This is a genomic window from Psychrosphaera sp. 1_MG-2023, from assembly GCF_030548245.1.
Classification (GTDB): Bacteria; Pseudomonadota; Gammaproteobacteria; order Enterobacterales; family Alteromonadaceae; genus Psychrosphaera; species Psychrosphaera algicola.
This window is the reverse complement of sequence record NZ_JAUORW010000010.1, coordinates 167,956-186,400: the sequence shown is the minus strand read 5'-3', so window position 1 is coordinate 186,400 and position 18,445 is coordinate 167,956. Positions and strand designations below refer to the sequence as shown.

The following is an 18,445-nucleotide window of genomic DNA, read 5'->3' as shown; positions in this document are numbered from 1 at the left end:
GTAACGAGGCTCGAACTCGTGACCTATACCTTGGCAAGGTATCGCTCTACCAGCTGAGCTATACTCGCACTCCGTATGTTTTGCCCATTCCTCTGTAAGTTACCTTACGAAAGAATGGTGCCCGGAGACGGACTTGAACCGTCACACTCTATGAGCGAGGGATTTTAAATCCCTTGTGTCTACCAATTCCACCATCCGGGCGACACTTTTTAAAACCTGAAATCATGGAGGCGGGTCCCGGAGTCGAACCGAGGTCCACGGATTTGCAATCCGCTGCATAGCCACTCTGCCAACCCGCCATTTAGTAAAACATTTGGAGCGAGTAACGAGGTTCGAACTCGTGACCTATACCTTGGCAAGGTATCGCTCTACCAGCTGAGCTATACTCGCATAAAATGCTAAACTTTGACTTCACATTGTCATCGCTGACAACGGAGACGCATTCTACATTCAAACCTTTTTGAGTCAATATCTATTTTAAATAAAAATGACTTTTTCAGTCTGTTTGATGAAATTTTAACTGATATGGCTTGAAATTAAGCTTTTTTGCCAGAAATAAATGGCCAAGCAGCTTTAAAGTAAATCACCAATGACCAAATAGTTAGGGCGGTTGCAGAGTATAAAAATGCATACGTTGCAAAATCTAAAAGCGGCCCTAACAACCATCCTTCAAAAACCCAAAATTCATTTGGGTGCCACAATAAGCCGATAACCGCTAACATTTGAGCAGCTGTTTTATACTTGCCCACCATACTCACCGCAACATAATCGCGATTGCCCATTTCAGCCATCCACTCTCGCAGGGCTGATATTGCAATTTCACGACCAATTATTATCGCGGCAGGCACGGTAACCCACATATTTGAGTAATCATCGACCACAATGACTAACGCCACTGCGACCATAACTTTGTCCGCTACAGGGTCAAAAAACGCACCAAATGGCGTCGACTGATCTAATTTTCTTGCCAAATAACCGTCTAGAGCGTCGGTAATTGCGGCAAACCAAAATACAAATGCCGTAGCAAAGTACTTCCATTCATACTGAACTGCAGGGAGGTAATAAAACACCACCAAGACAGGAATAAGGGTAATTCGAAAAGACGTTATTATATTGGGAATATTCCACATAAAAAAATACTACATATTGAATGGTTATTGTCGGCTCTTACGATGATGCCTATTTAATCCTTATCATGCAAGAAGCTATGGATTTCAGTTGCCATTTCTTGGCTGATACCAGAGACTTGACTCAGTTGTTTTTCGGTCGCTGCCATAACGCCCTGCAGGCCACCAAAGTTCTTTAAAATCGCCTGTCGGCGTTTTGCACCAACCCCCGGTATATCTTGCAGTACAGAGTGTGTTTTGGCCTTACCGCGTTTTGCACGGTGCCCTGTGATTGCGAACCGATGGGACTCATCCCGAATATGTTGGATAAGATGCAATGCAGATGAGGCCTTTGGCAAATGAACTTCAATTTCACCGCCATTTAAATATAAAGTCTCAAGACCTGGCTTTCTGCCCTCTCCTTTGGCAATGCCCACAATGATAGGAGCTTTTTCCAATTGCCAATCGGCAAAAAAGGCTTCTGCCTTGTTAAGCTGACCTTTACCACCGTCGATAAATAAGATGTCGGGGATATTATCGATTGATGATACTTTGCCAAATCGTTTTTTCATGGCAAATTCCATTGCACCGTAGTCATCACCGCCCTTTACGCCTTTCACATTATAACGTCGGTACTCAGATTTATTAGGACCTTCAGGGCCAAAAACCACACAAGATGCTATAGGATATTCGCCAAATGTGTGACTGATATCAAAACATTCCATTCGATTAATTTGAGTGATTTTTAACAGTTCACACAATTCTTTGTATTTACTGCTAATTGCACGTCCATCGGCTAGTTTACCTGCTAGGTCAATATCGGCATTTTTTTGCGCCAATCGATAATATTTAAACTTCTCACCTCGTTGAGGCTTAACTAATTCAACCTTTGCGTCTCGCTCTAAAGCAATCGCTTTTTGCAGTTCTTCAATGTCATCGGCAATTTCAGGGACAACAATGAGTTTCGGAATATTTTGACCGCCCATGCCATTTAAATAAAACTGGCTAATAAAAGACGTGACAATTTCGCTCGGTTCGCTATTAGGTGGCACTTTTGGTGAATAATTTTTGCTACCAAGGACTTTTTGATCTCGAATGTACAAAACGTGAGCCGATGCCAATCCCTTATCGATACTCACCGCAATAACATCGATTTCGTCGATATTACCACTGACATTTTGTTGCTCAGTGACTTTGCGTAGCGCCATTATTTGGTCACGAAAAAACGCGGCTTCTTCAAAGTTTAAGTCAACACTGGCGGCTTCCATCTTACCGATTAATGTATCGATAACTGCCAGGCTTTTCCCCGTGAGAAATTGTTTAACTAAATCGATTTGGTCACTGTATTGCTGATCGGTGACATAACCTTCAACACATGGGGCAGAACACCGTTTTAGTTGATGTTGTAAACATGGCCGACTTCGAACGTTATAAAAATTATCTTCACATTGTCTCACTGGAAAGACTTTCTGCATGATCCTAAGCGATTGCCAAACCGCACCAGCACTTGGAAACGGGCCATAATAATCGCCTTTGTGGCGTTTGGCGCCACGGTGCATCGCAATGCGGGGATGTTTGTGATCAGTGACTAAAATATATGGATACGACTTATCATCTCTAAGTAAAATATTGTACTTAGGTTGATACTCTTTAATCAGGTTGTTTTCTAAAATCAGTGCTTCGGTTTCAGAGTCGGTAACCGTGAATTCGATGTTATTTATTTGGTTTACTAAGGCGCGCGTTTTTACGCTGTCGACGTCCTTTCGGAAGTAACTGGTAAGGCGGTTTTTTAAATTTTTTGCTTTACCAACATAAATGACCGTTTGATCATTATCGTACATACGGTAAACCCCAGGACGTGAGGTTACCGTATTTAGAAAGGCTTTTGAGTCAAATTCAACCATGGCTTAAAATCAATAGTAGCGGTTAGAGTTTTTCCATGTCGAGCATGCGATGTCGTATCGCCATATGGGTAAGTTCAACGTCGTTGCCGACATTGAGTTTTTCAAACATTCGGTAGCGATAACTATTGACGGTTTTAGAGCTTAAATTAAGTTGTTCGGCAATATCTTGGACTTTTTCGCCTTTGGTGATCATCAACATAATTTGCAATTCACGCTCAGATAGCAATTCAAATGGTTTATCATTTTTTTCGCCATTTAACTGACTCAATGCCATCTGCTGAGCAATTTCTGGGGCAATAAAACGCTGACCAACATGCACAGAACGAATCGCTTGGATCATCTCATCTGGGCGGGTCATCTTGGTTAAAAACCCATGGGCGCCAATTTGCATGACTTTTGATGGAAATGGATCTTCCGTGTGAACGGTTAACATCACCACTTTCACATCAGGGCAATATCGAATAATTTTTTTGGTCGCTTCTAAACCACCAATCCCCGGCATGTTCATGTCCATTAAAACAACGTCTGGTGTATGAGTGCGACAAAACTGAAACGCTTCTTCGCCTGATGAGGCTTCACCAACAACATTTAATCCACGAACATCATTAACTATCCGACTTATACCGGTACGGACTAATTCATGATCGTCAACTAACAATACATTGATCAATGGCAAACCCTCTATCTAAAAAATCGAAAACAAAATTACCACAAAACTAAACTAAGGCAACAATGATAAATCAAACACTGTTCTAAACTTTAGCTTAATTGGACATTTAAACGGCGTCAGGTTGATTTTCTGGCGCCGCTTTTGTAAATGCGTCCAATGTTCTGCAATGGGCGACAACCCGCTGTATCAAAGGATACGGCGACATATCAAAGTTAAACCGTTCTGCATTATAAACCTGAGGTATCAAACATAAATCGGCCCAACTGACATGGTCACCAAAACAAAAATTACCTGCAACTTTATTAATGCTTTTTTCAAATGCAGTAAAGCCAACCTCTAACCAATTAAAATACCACTGCATTTTTTGTTCTTCGCTTTGCGCCAACGGCCCTGTGAGATATTGCAAAACCCGCAAATTGTTAAGCGGATGAATATCACAGGCCAAATCCAACGCTAAGGCTCGGCATTTCATGTTGTCGGCTAAGTTAGCTGGCAACAAGTTTATGTTGGGGTATTTTATCTCTAAATACTCCAATATAGCCAATGATTGATTGAGCGTAAACTCTCCATCCACCAGCGTCGGGACTAACTTATTTGGGTTTAAATCTGCATAATCCTCAGCATGTTGCTGACCGCCATCTTTAATCAAATGTACTGATTTTTGTTCGTATTGCAGGCCTTTTAAATTAAGCGCAATACGTACTCGATAAGCGGCTGATGAACGCCAATACCCAAACAATGTCATAACTTAAACCTTGATACTTTTTTTGTTAATACCGTATTCACGAAGTTTATTAGCAATCGCTGTATGGCTCAATCCAAGCTTTTTGGCTAATTGTCTAGAGCTTGGATATGCCGGATATAACTTACGTAATAAGCTCGCTTCAAATCGTTTTACGGCTTGGTCTAACGATCCTTCAAATTCCTGCTCTAAATAACCAAATTCATTGGTATAAGTCGGCAGTTCCAACGCTTCTTTTTCAATAAGATCAGAATCCAACAAGCTTAATGCCCGATAAACCGAATTTTCAAGTTGGCGTGTATTGCCCGGCCAAGGGTAATTTTGTAAATACTCACAACACGACTTGGAAAATGTCGGTGCTTGTTTGCCCAGCTCATGGGAAAATCGCTGAACAAAATGTTGCGCCAACGGCAAGATGTCTTGTTTTCGTTCGCGCAATGGTGGGATATGCAAACTTAGTACGTTTAAACGATAGTAGAGATCTTCACGGAATGTATGTTCTTGAACCATATTGGCCAAATCTTTTTGAGTGGCACATATTACACGCACGTCCACTTTAACTTCGTTCTCATCAGCAACACGACGGAAAGTCCCGTCTTGTAAAAAGCGAATTAACTTTGTTTGTAACTCTGCGGACATTTCGCCAACTTCGTCGAGGAAAACCGTTCCACCTTCCGCTTGTTCAAATATGCCACGTTTACCTTCTTCGCCACTACCTGGGTAGGCATTAGCGCCGTAACCAAAAAGTTCAGATTCGGCAACATTGTCTGGCAATGACGCACAACTTAGGGCTAAAAACGACTTTTCATTTCGTTCACTGGCGTCATGACAAGCTCGAGCAATCAGCTCTTTACCTGTACCCGTTTCACCTTGAATAAGTATTGGGGCATCAAGGTGAGCCATTTTCTTAGCTTCACGAATAACCCGGCGCATACTGGTGCTGTTGGCCAAGATATTGGCAAACGACTCGTTATTGTCGTCTCTAAATGCGTTGATTTGTTGACCTAAGCGACTGTGTGATTTTAAGTTAACCACGGCGCCCGCTAAGCGAACGTTGTTTTCTTCATCTGTGACATTTATCGGCAAAATGTCGGATACAAATTCTTCGTTATTGCCAGTTAACTTTAATGTCTGGCCGACAACTTCTTTGCCTTCTAACCATTTCAAAAAGTTAAACCCTTTAAGCAACCCCTGCACAGGTTGTCCAACAATTTCAGACTCGCTGCGACCTAGGTCAATTAAAGCGGCCTGATTGGCCGTAACCACATTGCCTTTGTTATCTATGGAAATAACGCCATCTGGCAATATTCGCAACAAGGTTACAAGTTCGTTGTGCTCGCGTTCATAAGGCAAAAAGTTTGTGGTTTTAACATCTGTTACCCCATCGACTCGACGGATAGCCGCCATGACTTGCTGAAACGCTTCAAACTCTATTTGTGGAAATGCCACATATAAACATTTAGTCGCTTGATCAAACTCAATACCTTTTAGATCGATATCGTATTCAACAAGAATGTTTAAAATTTCTTTAGCCAAACCCATACGGTCTTGACACGCAATCTGTAGCCGCATTGTTACTCCAATACTGATAAAACAAAAACGTAATATTTTCGGATTGTAAACGTGAATTGACAACGGAGAAAGAGTTTTATTGCAATTTTGTAAAGAATAAATTCCAAAAAGGTGAACCTAAAGGCTCACCTGACAAATTATGCTGCGCTCTTTGGCGGGAAAGTTGGTGCATACATGCCCAGTTTCATTGCTTCTCGAACCATTTCCATAAGATCCAGTTTTGAAAAATCAAAAAGATCATGAATAGCGTCGATAACAAAATACTTAGGTTGCATAATGTCAATTCGATATGGCGTACGGAATACGTCCAGTATATTCATATCAAATCGCTCAGGTTGCGTTGCGGTTAATGCATAGTCTGTTTCGCCAGGAGACGACAAAATACCACCGCCGTAGATCCGAAGTTCACCGTGTTGTCGCATTAGTCCAAACTCAACAGTGAACCAGTATAACCTCGCCAAAAAGACCCTTTCTTCTTTAGTAGCCTGAAGTCCCAACAATCCATATTTATGGGTAAATTCAGAAAAGTCAGGGTTAGTTAACATTGCACAGTGACCAAATATCTCATGGAAAACATCGGGTTCTTGTAGGTAATCAAAATGTTCACGTCGGCGAATAAATGTCGCTACAGGAAACTTTTTGTCCGCCAACAACTGAAAGAATTTTTCAAAATTAATCAATGCCGGCACTTCAGCACATTGCCAACCTGTTGTTTCGAGTAAAACTTTACTCACGTCGTTTAATTGCGGAACACGGTCTGTTGGTAACTGTAATTTATCTAAACCGGCAAAAAACTCATCACAGGCTTTGCCTTCAATGCACGACATTTGTCGCGCCATTAGTTCTGACCAAATTTGATTTTCTTCGTCTGTCCAATTAATAAAACCGGTTTCGTCCGACTGCTTAGAAACGTAACTTGATTGTTTGCTCATGATTAACTGCACCCTAATACAGTTGCACTTGGTGTTACCATTCGTGCTTCGTTAATTTTGTTTAATGCTTGGTTCAAATCGGCGATTAAGTCGTCTGCGTGCTCTAGCCCAACTGAAATGCGAATAAGGCCATCGCTAATTCCAGCGGCCAAACGCTCCTCTTGGGTATACGGTGAATGTGTCATAGATGCCGGGTGTTGGATTAGAGATTCAGCGTCCCCTAGACTCACGGCTATTGAAAATAATTCGACTGAATTAATAAAATGAGCACCTTCTTCAAGATTTGCATTAAGTTCAAAACCCACAACGCCACCGGCTCCTCGCATTTGTTTACCCAGATATTTATGCCCAGAATGCGATGGCAATCCCGGATAATAAACTTTTGACACTAATGGATGTTGCTCTAAGAATTCAGCTAACTTCTGACCATTTGTACAATGACGGTCCATTCTTACTGGCAAGGTTTTCAGACCTCTTAATATTAACCATGCATCGTGTGGGCTAATTGTGCCACCAATGTCTTTTAGAATGGTTAGTTTTATAGTTTCAATATGCTCAGCGCTGCCAACAATAATTCCCGCAACCACATCACCGTGACCGTTTAAGTATTTTGTTGCACTGTGGATCACTATGTTGATGCCAAAATCCACCGGGGTTTGAAGCACTGGAGACATAAACGTACTGTCGACAATCGAAATGAGATCGTACTCTAAGCAAAACGCGCCAATTTTAGCCAGATCTAACACTTCTAAATTTGGATTGATTGGAGTTTCCGCAAATAACATTTTGGTATTTGGTTTTAATGCGGGCAATAAGTTTGCATCATCGGTCATATCAACAAAGGTAACCTCAATACCAAATTTAGGCAGTTGATGATTAAATAATGCAAATGAACAACCGTAAATGGCTTTTGATACAATTACGTGGTCACCCGCTTGCAGAAAACTCAACACCGCACCTGACACCGCTGCCATACCAGTCGCTGTTGCTGCTGCATCTTCCATTTTTTCCATCGCTGCCATTTTTAATTCAAGCTCGCGCGTGGTTGGATTGCCTAATCTGGTATATATATAGCCTTCTTCTTCACCAGCAAAACGTCTCGCCCCCTGCTCCGCGCTTTCAAATACAAAGGTTGAGGTCTGATATAAAGGCGTAGTTAGCGCTCCCTGATGGGCACCTTTCACTTTGCCAGCGTGAATACATAGGGTTTCAATATTATTATTATTCGCTTTGACGCTCATGTTCTGCCTCTAATAAAAACGGCCCAAAACTGGGCAACGCTTTTGTCACATCGATTCAATCGTGATTAAAGTCCGAACTTTGCAAAAAAATGAGTAGAGTTAATAATCTAATTTGAAAATAGTTACCTCACCCAATGTAATAATTACGTTACACCACACTTACTATTTAGATTAAATTCAGGTGCTTACACAAATAAAACATTACGTCCGGTTAGGTTTTGGTGGTATTTCCATAACAAAAGTCGTTATGCCGAATAGCAGGAAAAGTCATGCCGAGTGCAGAGGCCGTTCATAGTTTGCTTTCAATTGGCTCATAATTTCAGAACAAAAAACGTCATCCCAAATACACAGAAATACCGTCATCCCAATTAAACAGAAAAAACGTCATCCCAAAAGAGCCACGGCGATATTAGGGATCTCCAACCAAGTGCAGAGGAAGTTCATAGTTTGCCTTGCAGGCTGCGCCTTTCTTTGCCTTGCAGGCGGCTGTTTCGACTGCGTCGACCATACTTTTTGCAACAGCCCGAAAAGTAGGCAAAAAGGCCGCTTTCGGCTAAATCCCTAATCCTTATTTAAGATTTATAGTATCGTCGAAGACGGAATATACGCACATCCCTATGCACATTCCTTGCAACGGCGTCCCTGCCGTTCACTTCGAGATATAAACCTCAACTAAGGGGGATTTAAACGAAGGAAAATGTAGCCTGAACTTTCGGTGTGATAAATCTTTGTTTTAAAGAAAAAACGTCATCCCAAAAGAGCCAAAGCGATATTAGGGATCTCCAACCCAGTGCAGAGGAAGTTCATAGTTTGCCTTGCAGGCTGCGCCTTTCTTTGCCTTGCAGGCAGCTATTTCGACTGCGTCGACCATACTTTTTGCAACAGCCCCAAAAGTAGGCAAAAAGGCCGCTTTCGGCTAAATCCCTAATCCTTATTTAAGATTTATATTATCGTCGAAGACGGAATGTAATTTCGTCCATGGTTCGTCTGACGTACATCCATGTACTGACGAATTCCCTTCGTCCATGAAGTGAAAACATTCCTTGCAACGGCGTCCCTGCCGTTCACTTCGAGATATAAATCTCTACTAAGGGGGATTTAGACGAAGGTAAATGTTGCCTGAACTTTAGGTGTAACAACGTATTGCTTTAGTGAAAATAATCATTCCAAATCAACAGAAAAAACCCGTCATTCCAAAAGAGCGGAGCGATATTAGGGATCTCCAACCAAGTGCAGAGGAAGTTCATAATCCAACTTCAATCAGCTCATAATTTCAGAACAAAAAACGTCATTCCAAAAGAGCGAAGCGATATTTGGAACCTCCAACCAAGTGCAGAGGAAGTTCATAATCCAACTTCAATCAGCTCAAAAGTCCAGAACAAAAAACGTCATTCCAAAAGAGCGGAGCGATATTTGGAACCTCCAACCAAGTGCAGAGGAAGTTCATAATTCGCTTTTAATCAGCTCATAATTTCAGAACAAAAAACGTCATTCCAAAAGAGCGGAGCGATATTTGGAACCTCCAACCAAGTGCAGAGGAAGTTCATAATCCAACTTCAATCAGCTCATAATTTCAGAACAAAAAACGTCATCCCAAAAGAGCCACGGCGATATTAGGGATCTCCAACCAAGTGCAGAGGAAGTTCATAGTTCGCTTTCAGTTGATGTGACTGAACTTCAGGTACAAAAAAATGGCCCTTAGGCCATTTCTTAAATTGTGAATATCTTGGTTGTTACTACAAACGATTAATTTCTCGTTTCAATGTATATTCATTCGAAGTAACGTAACCTTCCATATTGCGAACTCGGCGTTCGATTCCTTCAAACTGTCTCGCAATGTCTCTAAAAGCTTGTTTTGGTGGTTCTCCTGACTGCCAAACTTTACTTTTAACTTCTACGGCTCGGTCGATGTCTTCATTTTCATCAAAACGGTGCCATTGGTCTTGAGCTTGTTTTAAGCCAACCTTGCGTCTTGAAACCGTGCCGTCTTTGTCTAAAATAAACCAACACGCGACATAAGCGATAAAAAAGAACCCGCCTGAGAAGACTAAACCACTAAACCAGACTATTCTGACTAACCATGGTTCCATTCCGGTGTATTCTGCAACACCAGCACAAACGCCGGCTATTTTACCTTTGCTAGGAATACGATTTAGCTGTTTATTTGATTTAGTCATACCCTACTCCTAAGCGTTTTTGTTGCGCCAATCAGGCGCTTCTACGTCTAATATTGACTCTAATGTTTTAACTCGTTCACCCAATATTTCGGCTTTTCGTGCTAACTCATGCAGTTCAACAATTTCGTTCTCATTTAATCCCTGGCCAACCTGCTTTTTACTTCTGTAATGCATAATTAGCCAAATCGGTGCGACAAAGATCATGAAGATGATAATTGGCGCGATTAAAATTCCGACTACGTCGCTCATAAATTACTCCCCAAAGACTCTATTAGTCTTTCTTCGCTTTTTTCATTTTAGCTTTAAGCGCTTCAAGTTCACTGTTCACTTTATCTGACGATTCTAACTCAGCAAACTCGTCTGCTAATGACTTGTTACCTAAATCGTAAGACTCAACTTCAGCTTCCAAATTATCAATTTTACGTTCGTATTGTTCAAATCGAGACAATGCGTCGTTAATTTTGCCACTGTTCAGTTTAGTTTTCACATTCAAACGTGAACTGGCTGTTTTGCCGCGCATCAAGATTGTTTTTTGACGTGCTTTGGCATCTTCAAGTTTAGTTTGCAACTGACCAATTTCATCTTTAAGACGATTAACCTGTTCGTCTAGCGACTCTAAGTCATGGTCTAACATAGCCACATTTTCTTCACAACGTTGACGTTCAGACAATGCTTGACGAGCAAGGTCTTCGCGGTCTTTAAACAAAGCTAATTCCGCTTTAGACTGCCAATCTGCCGTTTCGGCTTTCAGTCTGTCGATGCGTCTTACCACATCTTTTTTGTCGGCTAAAGTGCGTGCTGAAGAAGAGCGAACTTCGACTAACGTGTCTTCCATTTCCTGAATGATCAACCGGACCATTTTTTCCGGATCTTCAGCTTTATCTAAAAGTGAATTAATATTTGCGTTCACAATGTCTGCAAAGCGAGAAAAAATACCCATAATACGTACCTCATTTATAAAGACTTGTTATCAAGTTGGGGTAATACATTCAGATATCCTGCCACTTTTTACAGAAGTTGTAACCCGATGTTTTATAATAATTTTTATTTTCTTTAGGGAAAACTTTAAGTTTTGTTGTTTTTAAAATACACTAACAATTAGTCATTTTAACCAAGTGTTGCATTATGAGCCAATTCAGAAACAAAGATAATCTAATCGGACAAGCCAATAGTTTTTTAGAAGTATTAGAAAAAGTATCGCAACTTGCCCCTTTGAATAAACCTGTTCTTATTATAGGTGAACGGGGAACCGGTAAAGAGTTAATCGCAGCTCGCTTGCATTACCTTTCACAACGTTGGGACCAAAACTACGTTACCCTTAACTGTGCAGCCTTAAATGAGAACCTATTAGAAAGTGAATTGTTTGGTCATGAATCCGGCGCATTTACCGGTGCAGGAAAACGACACGAAGGGCGATTTGAACGTGCCAACAGCGGTACGTTGTTTTTAGACGAGTTAGCGAACACTTCCGGCTTAGTGCAAGAGAAGTTACTTCGAGTTATAGAATACGGCGAATTTGAACGCGTCGGGGGCACTAAAACAGTAAAAATTGATACACGCTTGGTGTGTGCTACCAATGAAGACTTACCGGCATTAGCTGAGTCGGGTGAGTTTCGCTCTGACTTACTAGACCGTTTAGCGTTTGATGTAATCACCTTGCCTCCACTGCGTGAACGATATGAAGATATTATGGTGCTCGCTGAACATTTTGCCATCTCTATGGTAAAAGAACTGGGTTGGGAGCTATTTAGTGGTTTCTCTCGTCGAGCCAAAGAGTTACTATTAGACTATCATTGGCCTGGTAATGTACGAGAGTTAAAAAACGTGGTTGAACGTAGTGTTTATCGCTCAGCAAATCCCCATGTACCTGTACATGAAATTGTCTTAGACCCATTTGATAGTCCGTATCGTCCTGAAAAACGTATCAAGACACAAGACCGTCAGTCGGCGCCTCAAGTAATTAAAGAAATCGTTAACATATCAGCGAACGATACAGTTGACCAACCCCCTGTCGCAACCAAGCCTCAGCACACGTTCCCGCTTAATTTCAAAGATGCGAGTCAAGAATTTGAAGTGGATTTAATCACAACCGCCCTTTCTCATTGCCAATACAATCAGAAAAAGACCGCCGAGCAACTTGAAGTCACCTATCATCAATTACGTGGTTATCTTAAAAAATACAATTTATTGGATAAAAATTCCGATGATTAAAGCAGTTTTGGCCCATGTAGTAACAAGTGGCAATTACAAACGACTGTGGTTGTTATTGTTTTGTAATTTACTATACGCCTGCGGCCAATACGATGACTCTAAATTAGCAGCTAAAACCTTATTATATTGTAGCGAAGGCTCACCAGAGACTTTTAATCCACAACTTGTAACTTCTGGTACAACAATAGACGCTGTATCCCAGCAAATATACAATCGTTTAGTTAAAATTGATCCCACCAATGGCCGAGTTGTTTCAGACATTGCACGTAAAGTTATCGTTTCTAGCGACGCAATGCGATACCGATTTTACCTACGAAAAGGAGTGGAATTTCACACCACCAATTACTTTACGCCAACACGAACGTTAACCAGTGAAGATGTGTTGTTTACCTTTTCTCGCATATTGCACCAAGACCATCCTTATCACGATGTTGGCGGGGGCCAGTACCCATTTTTTGAAGGCATCGGCCTCAGTGACTTAATTGAACAAATCATCGTGGTAGACGATTTAACTATCGAATTTCGATTAGTTGATCCCCAGGCATCCTTCTTAGCTAACATGGCCACGGATTTTGCAGTTATATTGTCGGCTGAGTATGGAGAACAATTGCAAGCAGCTGAAAATAAGGACCAAATTGATACCAAACCAATTGGAACCGGTCCGTTTAAGTTTGTGCAATATGACCGTGACCACCACATTCGCTATCATGCCCACGAAAAATATTGGCAAACCGCCAGCGAATTACAGCAAATCATTTTTGATATCACGCCTAACAACAGTTCACGCTTAGCAAAACTACTAACCGGTGAATGTGATGTTATGGGTTACCCTACGGCGTCTGATGTCGGTTATTTACATAGTAAAAAAGGCATAGATATTGTTGAAACGACGTCTATGAATGTCAGTTACTGGGCTTTTAATACCAATGTACCACCATTTGATAACGCCAATGTGCGCAAGGCGCTAAGCTACATTGTTGACCGAGAAGCTATTATCGACGCCGTTTATTTTGATTTAGCTGAACCCGCAAATAGTTTGGTTCCGCCAACGTCGTGGGCCTATGACAATACAAACTACGTCCGTCCTTTTTCACTTGAGAAAGCCAAAGAGTTGTTAGCTCAAGAAGGCTATGAAGATGGTTTTGAAATGGATATTTGGGCTATGCCTGTTCAACGTGTTTACAATCCAAATGCGGGGAAAATGGCAGAAATTCTCCAGCAAAATTTGGCTAAAATTAACATAACAGCAAACATCATCACCTACGACTGGGGGACCTTTCGTAAGCGATTAGCAAAAGGTGAGCATGATTCGGTATTAATTGGTTGGCTAGCTGACAACTCAGATCCGGACAACTTTTATCGTCCGCTGCTAAGTTGTGCATCGGCTTCTTCTGGCTCAAATCGGAGCGGCTGGTGTAATGATGAATTTGACCGCAATATTATAAGTGCGCTGTCGATAACAGACCACGACACACGAAAAGCCTATTACCAAGCCGCGGAAGCTGTGTTATTCGAACATTCGCCATTGGTTCCAATTGCCCATGCCGTGAGACATAAAGTGCACAGAGATTACATTAAACAAGTTAATATTAACCCTTATGGCGGCATTGATTTTTCAAAAGCCGTTAAGAAGGTGAAATAATGTTTAATTACGTTTATCGCAAAGTTTGGCTACTATTTTTTATTACATTCGCAGTTTTTACGTTTGTATTTTCCCTTAATTATATGTTTCCCGGCGATGTACTAAGTAATATGACCGGCATTGGAGAAATCCCCGCCGAAGAATACACCGAACTAGCTCGTATCTATAAACTCGACCAAAACGTTATTGTTCAATACTTCTATTTCTTAATTCGAATGTTTGACGGTAATTGGGGCCAGTCTTTCACCAATGGCACCAGTATATTTGATCAGGTATTTAACGCCCTACCCGCGACCATTGAACTCGCGACCTTTGCATTAATCTATAGCTTTATCGTTGCAATACCTTTAGGTATTTTAGCGTCGTCAGAGACAAAACCGTGGTTAGATAAATCCATCTTGGCTATGTCGATATTTGGGTTTTCCATGCCTATATTTTGGTTAGCTTTGTTAATGATTTTGGTTTTTTCAATTAATTTAGGCTGGTTTCCCATCTCAGGGCGTCTAAGTTTAGTTTATGACATTCCAACCGTAACCGGGTTTATGATCATCGACATATTGCTATCTGATGTGAGTTATAAACGCGAAGCCCTAGGTGACGCGGTTAACCACCTAGCAATCCCTACATTTGTTCTTGCTGCTTACCCAACAACCGTCTTGATACGAACAACACGCCAGTCAATGAAAAACGTGATGAACACCAGTTATGTGAAAGCCGCTAGAGCAAAAGGTTTGTCTCATATACAAGTGTTGCGACGACATGGTTTACGAAATGGTTTGTTGCCCGTTATTCAAATGATGGGGCTGCACTTTGGTACTTTGATCACGCTTGCTATGGTCACCGAAGTTATTTTTTCCTGGCCTGGTGTTGGTTTATGGCTCGTCGATGCAATTCATCAACGTGATTACCCAGCAATACAAGGTGGTATTTTAGCGATGTCAGGGATGGTCTTTGTCGCCACTATCTTATTTGATGTTATTTATATGATTTTTGACCCATTGGCGAGAAGACACGGTTATGGAAAAATTTAGATTTTTTACGAGTCCTAACAACTCGTCGCCAATCCACCAATTATGGCGCTTGTTTAAAAGTAATCACTTTTCTCTCGTTGCAGCTTGGTTATTTTTGTTTTTTATTCTAGTCGCAATATTTGCGCCTATGCTTGCCCCCTACTCACCATTTGCACAGCATCCTGAGTCATTGCTCACCCCACCAGCGTGGCACCCAGATGGGACCATAGCGTTTCCGTTTGGAACCGACGCACTAGGCCGAGATATCTTTACTCGGGTATTGTACGGATTAGGGTTTTCATTCGGATTGGCCATAGTTTCTGTTTTTATGGCGCTAACGTTAGGGGTACTCATTGGTGTATTCGCAGGTTTTAGTAAAGGTATTCGCTCTAGTTTTTTAAACCACATTTTGGACATCGCGCTAACAATGCCTTCGTTACTCATTGCCATAGTTATTGTCGCAATATTAGGTCCCGGGATCGCTAATACGTTTTGGGCCGTTGTACTCGCGATGCTACCGCAGTTTATTCATCACATTCGCACTGAAGTCGCAGAGCTCTTAAATAAAGATTTTATTATTGCCTATAAGCTTGATGGCGCCAAACCTTCACATTTATTTTATTACGCTTTGTTACCAAATTTGGTTGAAAACATCATCATATTTTCAACCATGGCGATTTCTTCGGCCATTCTCGACATAGCCGTTTTAGGCTTTATTGGAATTGGCGCACAATCGCCAGAACCAGAACTTGGCACTATGGTGTCGGATAGCTTAGACGTATTTTATTTGAATCCATGGACAGTCATGTTACCGGGTTTATTGCTATTCCTTTGTATTTTATCCACTAACATCGTTGGTGATGGTTTGAGGCATGCGTTAAAAGAACGCCGGCTTCAATAGGGAACCAAATGCGCTTACTTGATATTAGAAATCTTAACATTGAACTAAAGACCAACGACGAAACAATTAAAGCCGTTGAGTCTGCCAATTTCTCCATGAAAATGGGTGAAGTCAGTGGCCTAATTGGTGAATCTGGCTCGGGCAAAAGTTTAATTGCTAAAGCGCTTGTTGGCGTATTAAACAACCGTTGGAATGTCACCGCTGACCGCCTGCATTTTATGGGCGAAGATTTAAACCGAATGACTGAACAAAAGCGACGAAAGATCATTAGCTCCAACATTGCTATTGTCTATCAAGAACCCCGCAGATGTTTAGACCCAACTGCCGATATCTTTTCACAAATGGAAGAGTCACTGCCGGAATACGAGTTTAAAGGCTGGTTTAACGCTAATAAAGTTCATAGGTTAAAACGGTGCATCAACTTGCTTCATAAAGTAGGCATTAAAGATCATAATGCAGTATTTAATAGCTATCCGCACATGCTATCGGAAGGTGTCTGTCAAAAGATAATGATCGCGATGGCCATTGCCAAAGAACCTAAATTGCTCATTGCAGACGAGCCAACTACCGCGCTGGAAAGCTCAACTTCATTGCAAGTGATTAAGCTGTTAAAAAGCCTTAATCAACTGAAAGACATGGCGATGATTTTTATTACACACAACTTGAGTTCAATCACCAGTTGGGCCGATAGTATTAATGTTATGTACTGTGGCCAATTAATTGAAAGTGGCCCGACAAATAAAGTTTTGTCGTCTCCAAAACATCCCTATACAAAAGCCCTATTTGACAGTGAACCTGATTTTCAGGATCACGAATATAATATTCGCAAAAAATTATATACGCTCAAAGGAACAATTCCTACATTGCAGCATTTACCTATTGGCTGTCGCTTAGGTCCACGTTGCCCCAATGCCCAAAAAGCCTGCGTAACTATGCCAGAACAAGTTAAGTTAAAAGGTCAGTACTTTAGGTGTCACCACCCTTTGATTGGAGACAGCAAATGACGGCTCCGATATTTTCGATTTTGAACATTAGCAAGTGTTACAAAGACAAATCTCACTGGTTGAAAAAGGGTAAAGATAAAACCATTGGGCCGATTAGTTTTCATTTATTCCCTGGTGAAACATTGGCGATTATTGGTGAAGCGGGTTCTGGTAAAAGCACCATAGCTCGATTATTAGCAGGTGCAGAACAACCAGATACTGGGCAATTATTTCACCATGTAGACGTGGTTAAGTGGGATGACTCTAAGTTCTTTTGCCAAAATATTCGGATGATATTTCAGGACGCCCAAAAGTCCCTTAACCCTACGGTTCCTATAGGCAATCAACTTGAACAACCTTTGCTCTTTAATACAACATTAGATAAAGCACAGCGTCGTGAAAAAATATTACAAGCACTTAGAATGGTAGGCTTGTTACCAGAACACGCGGACTATTACCCACACATGTTTTCAGGGGGCCAAGCACAGCGGATTGGCATAGCACGCGCGTTAATTTTAGATCCTAAAGTCGTAATTATAGATGAAGCACTCGCACCGCTCGATCCGTCATTGAGGGCGCAGGTTATAAACTTATTATTAGATTTACAGCAAACTCACAAACTGACCTATGTATTAATATCTCACCAAATCTCTCTGATTAAGTACCTAAGCGATAGAATTATTGTAATGGATGATGGACAGATAATTGAGCAAGGTCACACTGAGGACGTTTTCACAGACCCTCAACATGCAAAAACAAGAAAGCTACTGACGTCGTTAGATATGTAGACGCGGGGCTTGTGCCTTGCAGGCTGTGTCTTTCTTTGCCCTGCGGGCGGCTATTTCGACTGCGTCGACCATACTTTTTGCAACAGCCAAAATCAACAGAAAAAACCGTCATCCCAACTACCAGAAAAACGTCATCCCAAAAGAGCCACAGCGATATTAGGGAGCTCCAACCAAGTGCAGAGGAATGTCATAGTTCGCCTTGCAGGCTGCGCCTTTCTTTGCCTTGCAGGCAGCTATTTCGACTGCGTCGACCATACTTTTTGCAACAGCCCCAAAAGTAGGCAAAAAGGCCGCTTTCGGCCAAATCCCTAATCCTTAGGTAAGATTTATATTATCGTCGAAGACGGAATGTACGTAAATCCCTATACACATTCCTTGCAACGGCGTCCCTGCCGTTCACTTCGAGATATAAATCTCAACTAAGGGGAATTTAGACGAAGGGGGATGTAGCCTGAACTTTAAGTGTTATAGCATGTTGTTTTGAATAAAACCGTCATTCCAAATCAATAGAAAAAACGTCATCCCAAAAGAGCCACAGCGATATTAGGGAGCTCCAACCAAGTGCA

Annotated in this window: 16 protein-coding genes and 3 tRNA genes; 6 read left to right on the top strand and 13 right to left on the bottom strand. The window is 41.5% G+C overall.

Annotated elements, in window-relative coordinates; all coding sequences use genetic code 11:
- Positions 1-115 precede the first annotated feature (115 nt).
- The 13 genes from Q4575_RS11470 to pspA form a co-directional block, all read right to left on the bottom strand.
- Positions 116-201: transfer RNA gene (locus Q4575_RS11470), tRNA-Leu, on the bottom strand.
- A 24-nt stretch (positions 202-225) separates the two neighbouring features.
- Positions 226-299 (bottom strand) — tRNA-Cys (locus Q4575_RS11465).
- 15 nt (positions 300-314) lie between these two features.
- Positions 315-390, bottom strand: a tRNA-Gly gene (locus Q4575_RS11460).
- Between the two features lie 146 nt (positions 391-536).
- Complete coding sequence (gene pgsA / locus Q4575_RS11455) at positions 537-1,130, bottom strand: CDP-diacylglycerol--glycerol-3-phosphate 3-phosphatidyltransferase (protein ID WP_215963127.1); 594 nt, start codon at positions 1,128-1,130, stop codon at positions 537-539.
- 53 nt (positions 1,131-1,183) lie between these two features.
- Positions 1,184-3,010 carry an excinuclease ABC subunit UvrC gene (uvrC, locus tag Q4575_RS11450; protein WP_303523029.1) on the bottom strand — a complete coding sequence of 609 codons (1,827 nt, stop codon included), beginning with the start codon at positions 3,008-3,010 and terminating at the stop codon, positions 1,184-1,186.
- A 22-nt stretch (positions 3,011-3,032) separates the two neighbouring features.
- On the bottom strand, positions 3,033-3,680 hold the full coding sequence (gene uvrY / locus Q4575_RS11445; RefSeq protein WP_215963129.1) for a UvrY/SirA/GacA family response regulator transcription factor: 648 nt from the start codon (positions 3,678-3,680) through the stop codon (positions 3,033-3,035).
- A gap of 106 nt (positions 3,681-3,786) precedes the next feature.
- The gene (maiA, locus tag Q4575_RS11440; protein ID WP_272182370.1) at positions 3,787-4,425 is read right to left on the bottom strand and encodes a maleylacetoacetate isomerase; all 639 of its coding nucleotides are present in this window, start codon (positions 4,423-4,425) and stop codon (positions 3,787-3,789) included.
- Positions 4,426-4,428: 3 nt separating this feature from the next.
- A complete protein-coding gene (gene tyrR / locus Q4575_RS11435) occupies positions 4,429-5,994 on the bottom strand; it encodes a transcriptional regulator TyrR (protein WP_215963131.1) in 1,566 nt (521 codons plus the stop codon).
- Positions 5,995-6,131: 137 nt separating this feature from the next.
- Positions 6,132-6,926, bottom strand: coding sequence for a phenylalanine 4-monooxygenase (phhA, locus tag Q4575_RS11430; RefSeq protein ID WP_303523028.1), 795 nt, complete (start codon positions 6,924-6,926; stop codon positions 6,132-6,134).
- A gap of 2 nt (positions 6,927-6,928) precedes the next feature.
- The gene (locus Q4575_RS11425) at positions 6,929-8,167 is read right to left on the bottom strand and encodes a PLP-dependent aspartate aminotransferase family protein (RefSeq protein WP_303523027.1); all 1,239 of its coding nucleotides are present in this window, start codon (positions 8,165-8,167) and stop codon (positions 6,929-6,931) included.
- A 1,736-nt stretch (positions 8,168-9,903) separates the two neighbouring features.
- Positions 9,904-10,344: an envelope stress response membrane protein PspC gene (pspC, locus tag Q4575_RS11420; protein ID WP_303523026.1), complete on the bottom strand. Its 441-nt coding sequence runs from the start codon at positions 10,342-10,344 to the stop codon at positions 9,904-9,906.
- 9 nt (positions 10,345-10,353) lie between these two features.
- Positions 10,354-10,593: an envelope stress response membrane protein PspB gene (gene pspB, locus Q4575_RS11415; protein WP_215963136.1), complete on the bottom strand. Its 240-nt coding sequence runs from the start codon at positions 10,591-10,593 to the stop codon at positions 10,354-10,356.
- A gap of 22 nt (positions 10,594-10,615) precedes the next feature.
- Entirely contained in the window at positions 10,616-11,284 is a 669-nt protein-coding gene (pspA, locus tag Q4575_RS11410; RefSeq protein ID WP_303523025.1) for a phage shock protein PspA, read from the bottom strand.
- A 185-nt stretch (positions 11,285-11,469) separates the two neighbouring features.
- Between pspA and pspF the strand changes: the two genes are divergently transcribed.
- The 6 genes from pspF to Q4575_RS11380 are packed head-to-tail and all read left to right on the top strand — an operon-like array spanning position 11,470 to position 17,879.
- Complete coding sequence (gene pspF, locus Q4575_RS11405) at positions 11,470-12,555, top strand: phage shock protein operon transcriptional activator (protein ID WP_215963138.1); 1,086 nt, start codon at positions 11,470-11,472, stop codon at positions 12,553-12,555.
- On the top strand, positions 12,548-14,197 hold the full coding sequence (locus Q4575_RS11400; protein WP_303523024.1) for an ABC transporter substrate-binding protein: 1,650 nt from the start codon (positions 12,548-12,550) through the stop codon (positions 14,195-14,197). Before pspF ends, Q4575_RS11400 begins: the two co-directional genes overlap by 8 nt.
- Complete coding sequence (locus Q4575_RS11395) at positions 14,194-15,228, top strand: ABC transporter permease subunit (RefSeq protein ID WP_215963176.1); 1,035 nt, start codon at positions 14,194-14,196, stop codon at positions 15,226-15,228. The genes Q4575_RS11400 and Q4575_RS11395 overlap by 4 nt, the downstream gene beginning before the upstream one ends.
- A complete protein-coding gene (locus Q4575_RS11390; RefSeq protein ID WP_215963140.1) occupies positions 15,215-16,108 on the top strand; it encodes an ABC transporter permease subunit in 894 nt (297 codons plus the stop codon). Before Q4575_RS11395 ends, Q4575_RS11390 begins: the two co-directional genes overlap by 14 nt.
- Positions 16,109-16,116: 8 nt before the next feature.
- The gene (locus Q4575_RS11385; RefSeq protein ID WP_215963141.1) at positions 16,117-17,112 is read left to right on the top strand and encodes an oligopeptide/dipeptide ABC transporter ATP-binding protein; all 996 of its coding nucleotides are present in this window, start codon (positions 16,117-16,119) and stop codon (positions 17,110-17,112) included.
- Positions 17,109-17,879, top strand: a complete 771-nt coding sequence (locus Q4575_RS11380; RefSeq protein ID WP_215963142.1) for an ATP-binding cassette domain-containing protein — start codon at positions 17,109-17,111, stop codon at positions 17,877-17,879. Before Q4575_RS11385 ends, Q4575_RS11380 begins: the two co-directional genes overlap by 4 nt.
- The last annotated feature ends 566 nt before the right edge of the window (positions 17,880-18,445 follow it).

Excerpts from the sequence above, each read along its gene's own strand:
- phhA (WP_303523028.1), bottom strand. The coding sequence starts at position 6,926 with ATGAGCAAACAATCAAGTTACGTTTCTAAGCAGTCGGACGAAACCGGT.
- pspA (WP_303523025.1), bottom strand. The coding sequence starts at position 11,284 with ATGGGTATTTTTTCTCGCTTTGCAGACATTGTGAACGCAAATATTAAT.
- pgsA (WP_215963127.1), bottom strand. The coding sequence starts at position 1,130 with ATGTGGAATATTCCCAATATAATAACGTCTTTTCGAATTACCCTTATT.
- Q4575_RS11380 (WP_215963142.1), top strand. The coding sequence starts at position 17,109 with ATGACGGCTCCGATATTTTCGATTTTGAACATTAGCAAGTGTTACAAA.
- Q4575_RS11390 (WP_215963140.1), top strand. The coding sequence starts at position 15,215 with ATGGAAAAATTTAGATTTTTTACGAGTCCTAACAACTCGTCGCCAATC.
- pspB (WP_215963136.1), bottom strand. The coding sequence starts at position 10,593 with ATGAGCGACGTAGTCGGAATTTTAATCGCGCCAATTATCATCTTCATG.
- pspC (WP_303523026.1), bottom strand. The coding sequence starts at position 10,344 with ATGACTAAATCAAATAAACAGCTAAATCGTATTCCTAGCAAAGGTAAA.
- Q4575_RS11425 (WP_303523027.1), bottom strand. The coding sequence starts at position 8,167 with ATGAGCGTCAAAGCGAATAATAATAATATTGAAACCCTATGTATTCAC.
- tyrR (WP_215963131.1), bottom strand. The coding sequence starts at position 5,994 with ATGCGGCTACAGATTGCGTGTCAAGACCGTATGGGTTTGGCTAAAGAA.
- maiA (WP_272182370.1), bottom strand. The coding sequence starts at position 4,425 with ATGACATTGTTTGGGTATTGGCGTTCATCAGCCGCTTATCGAGTACGT.
- Q4575_RS11400 (WP_303523024.1), top strand. The coding sequence starts at position 12,548 with ATGATTAAAGCAGTTTTGGCCCATGTAGTAACAAGTGGCAATTACAAA.
- pspF (WP_215963138.1), top strand. The coding sequence starts at position 11,470 with ATGAGCCAATTCAGAAACAAAGATAATCTAATCGGACAAGCCAATAGT.
- Q4575_RS11385 (WP_215963141.1), top strand. The coding sequence starts at position 16,117 with ATGCGCTTACTTGATATTAGAAATCTTAACATTGAACTAAAGACCAAC.
- uvrC (WP_303523029.1), bottom strand. The coding sequence starts at position 3,010 with ATGGTTGAATTTGACTCAAAAGCCTTTCTAAATACGGTAACCTCACGT.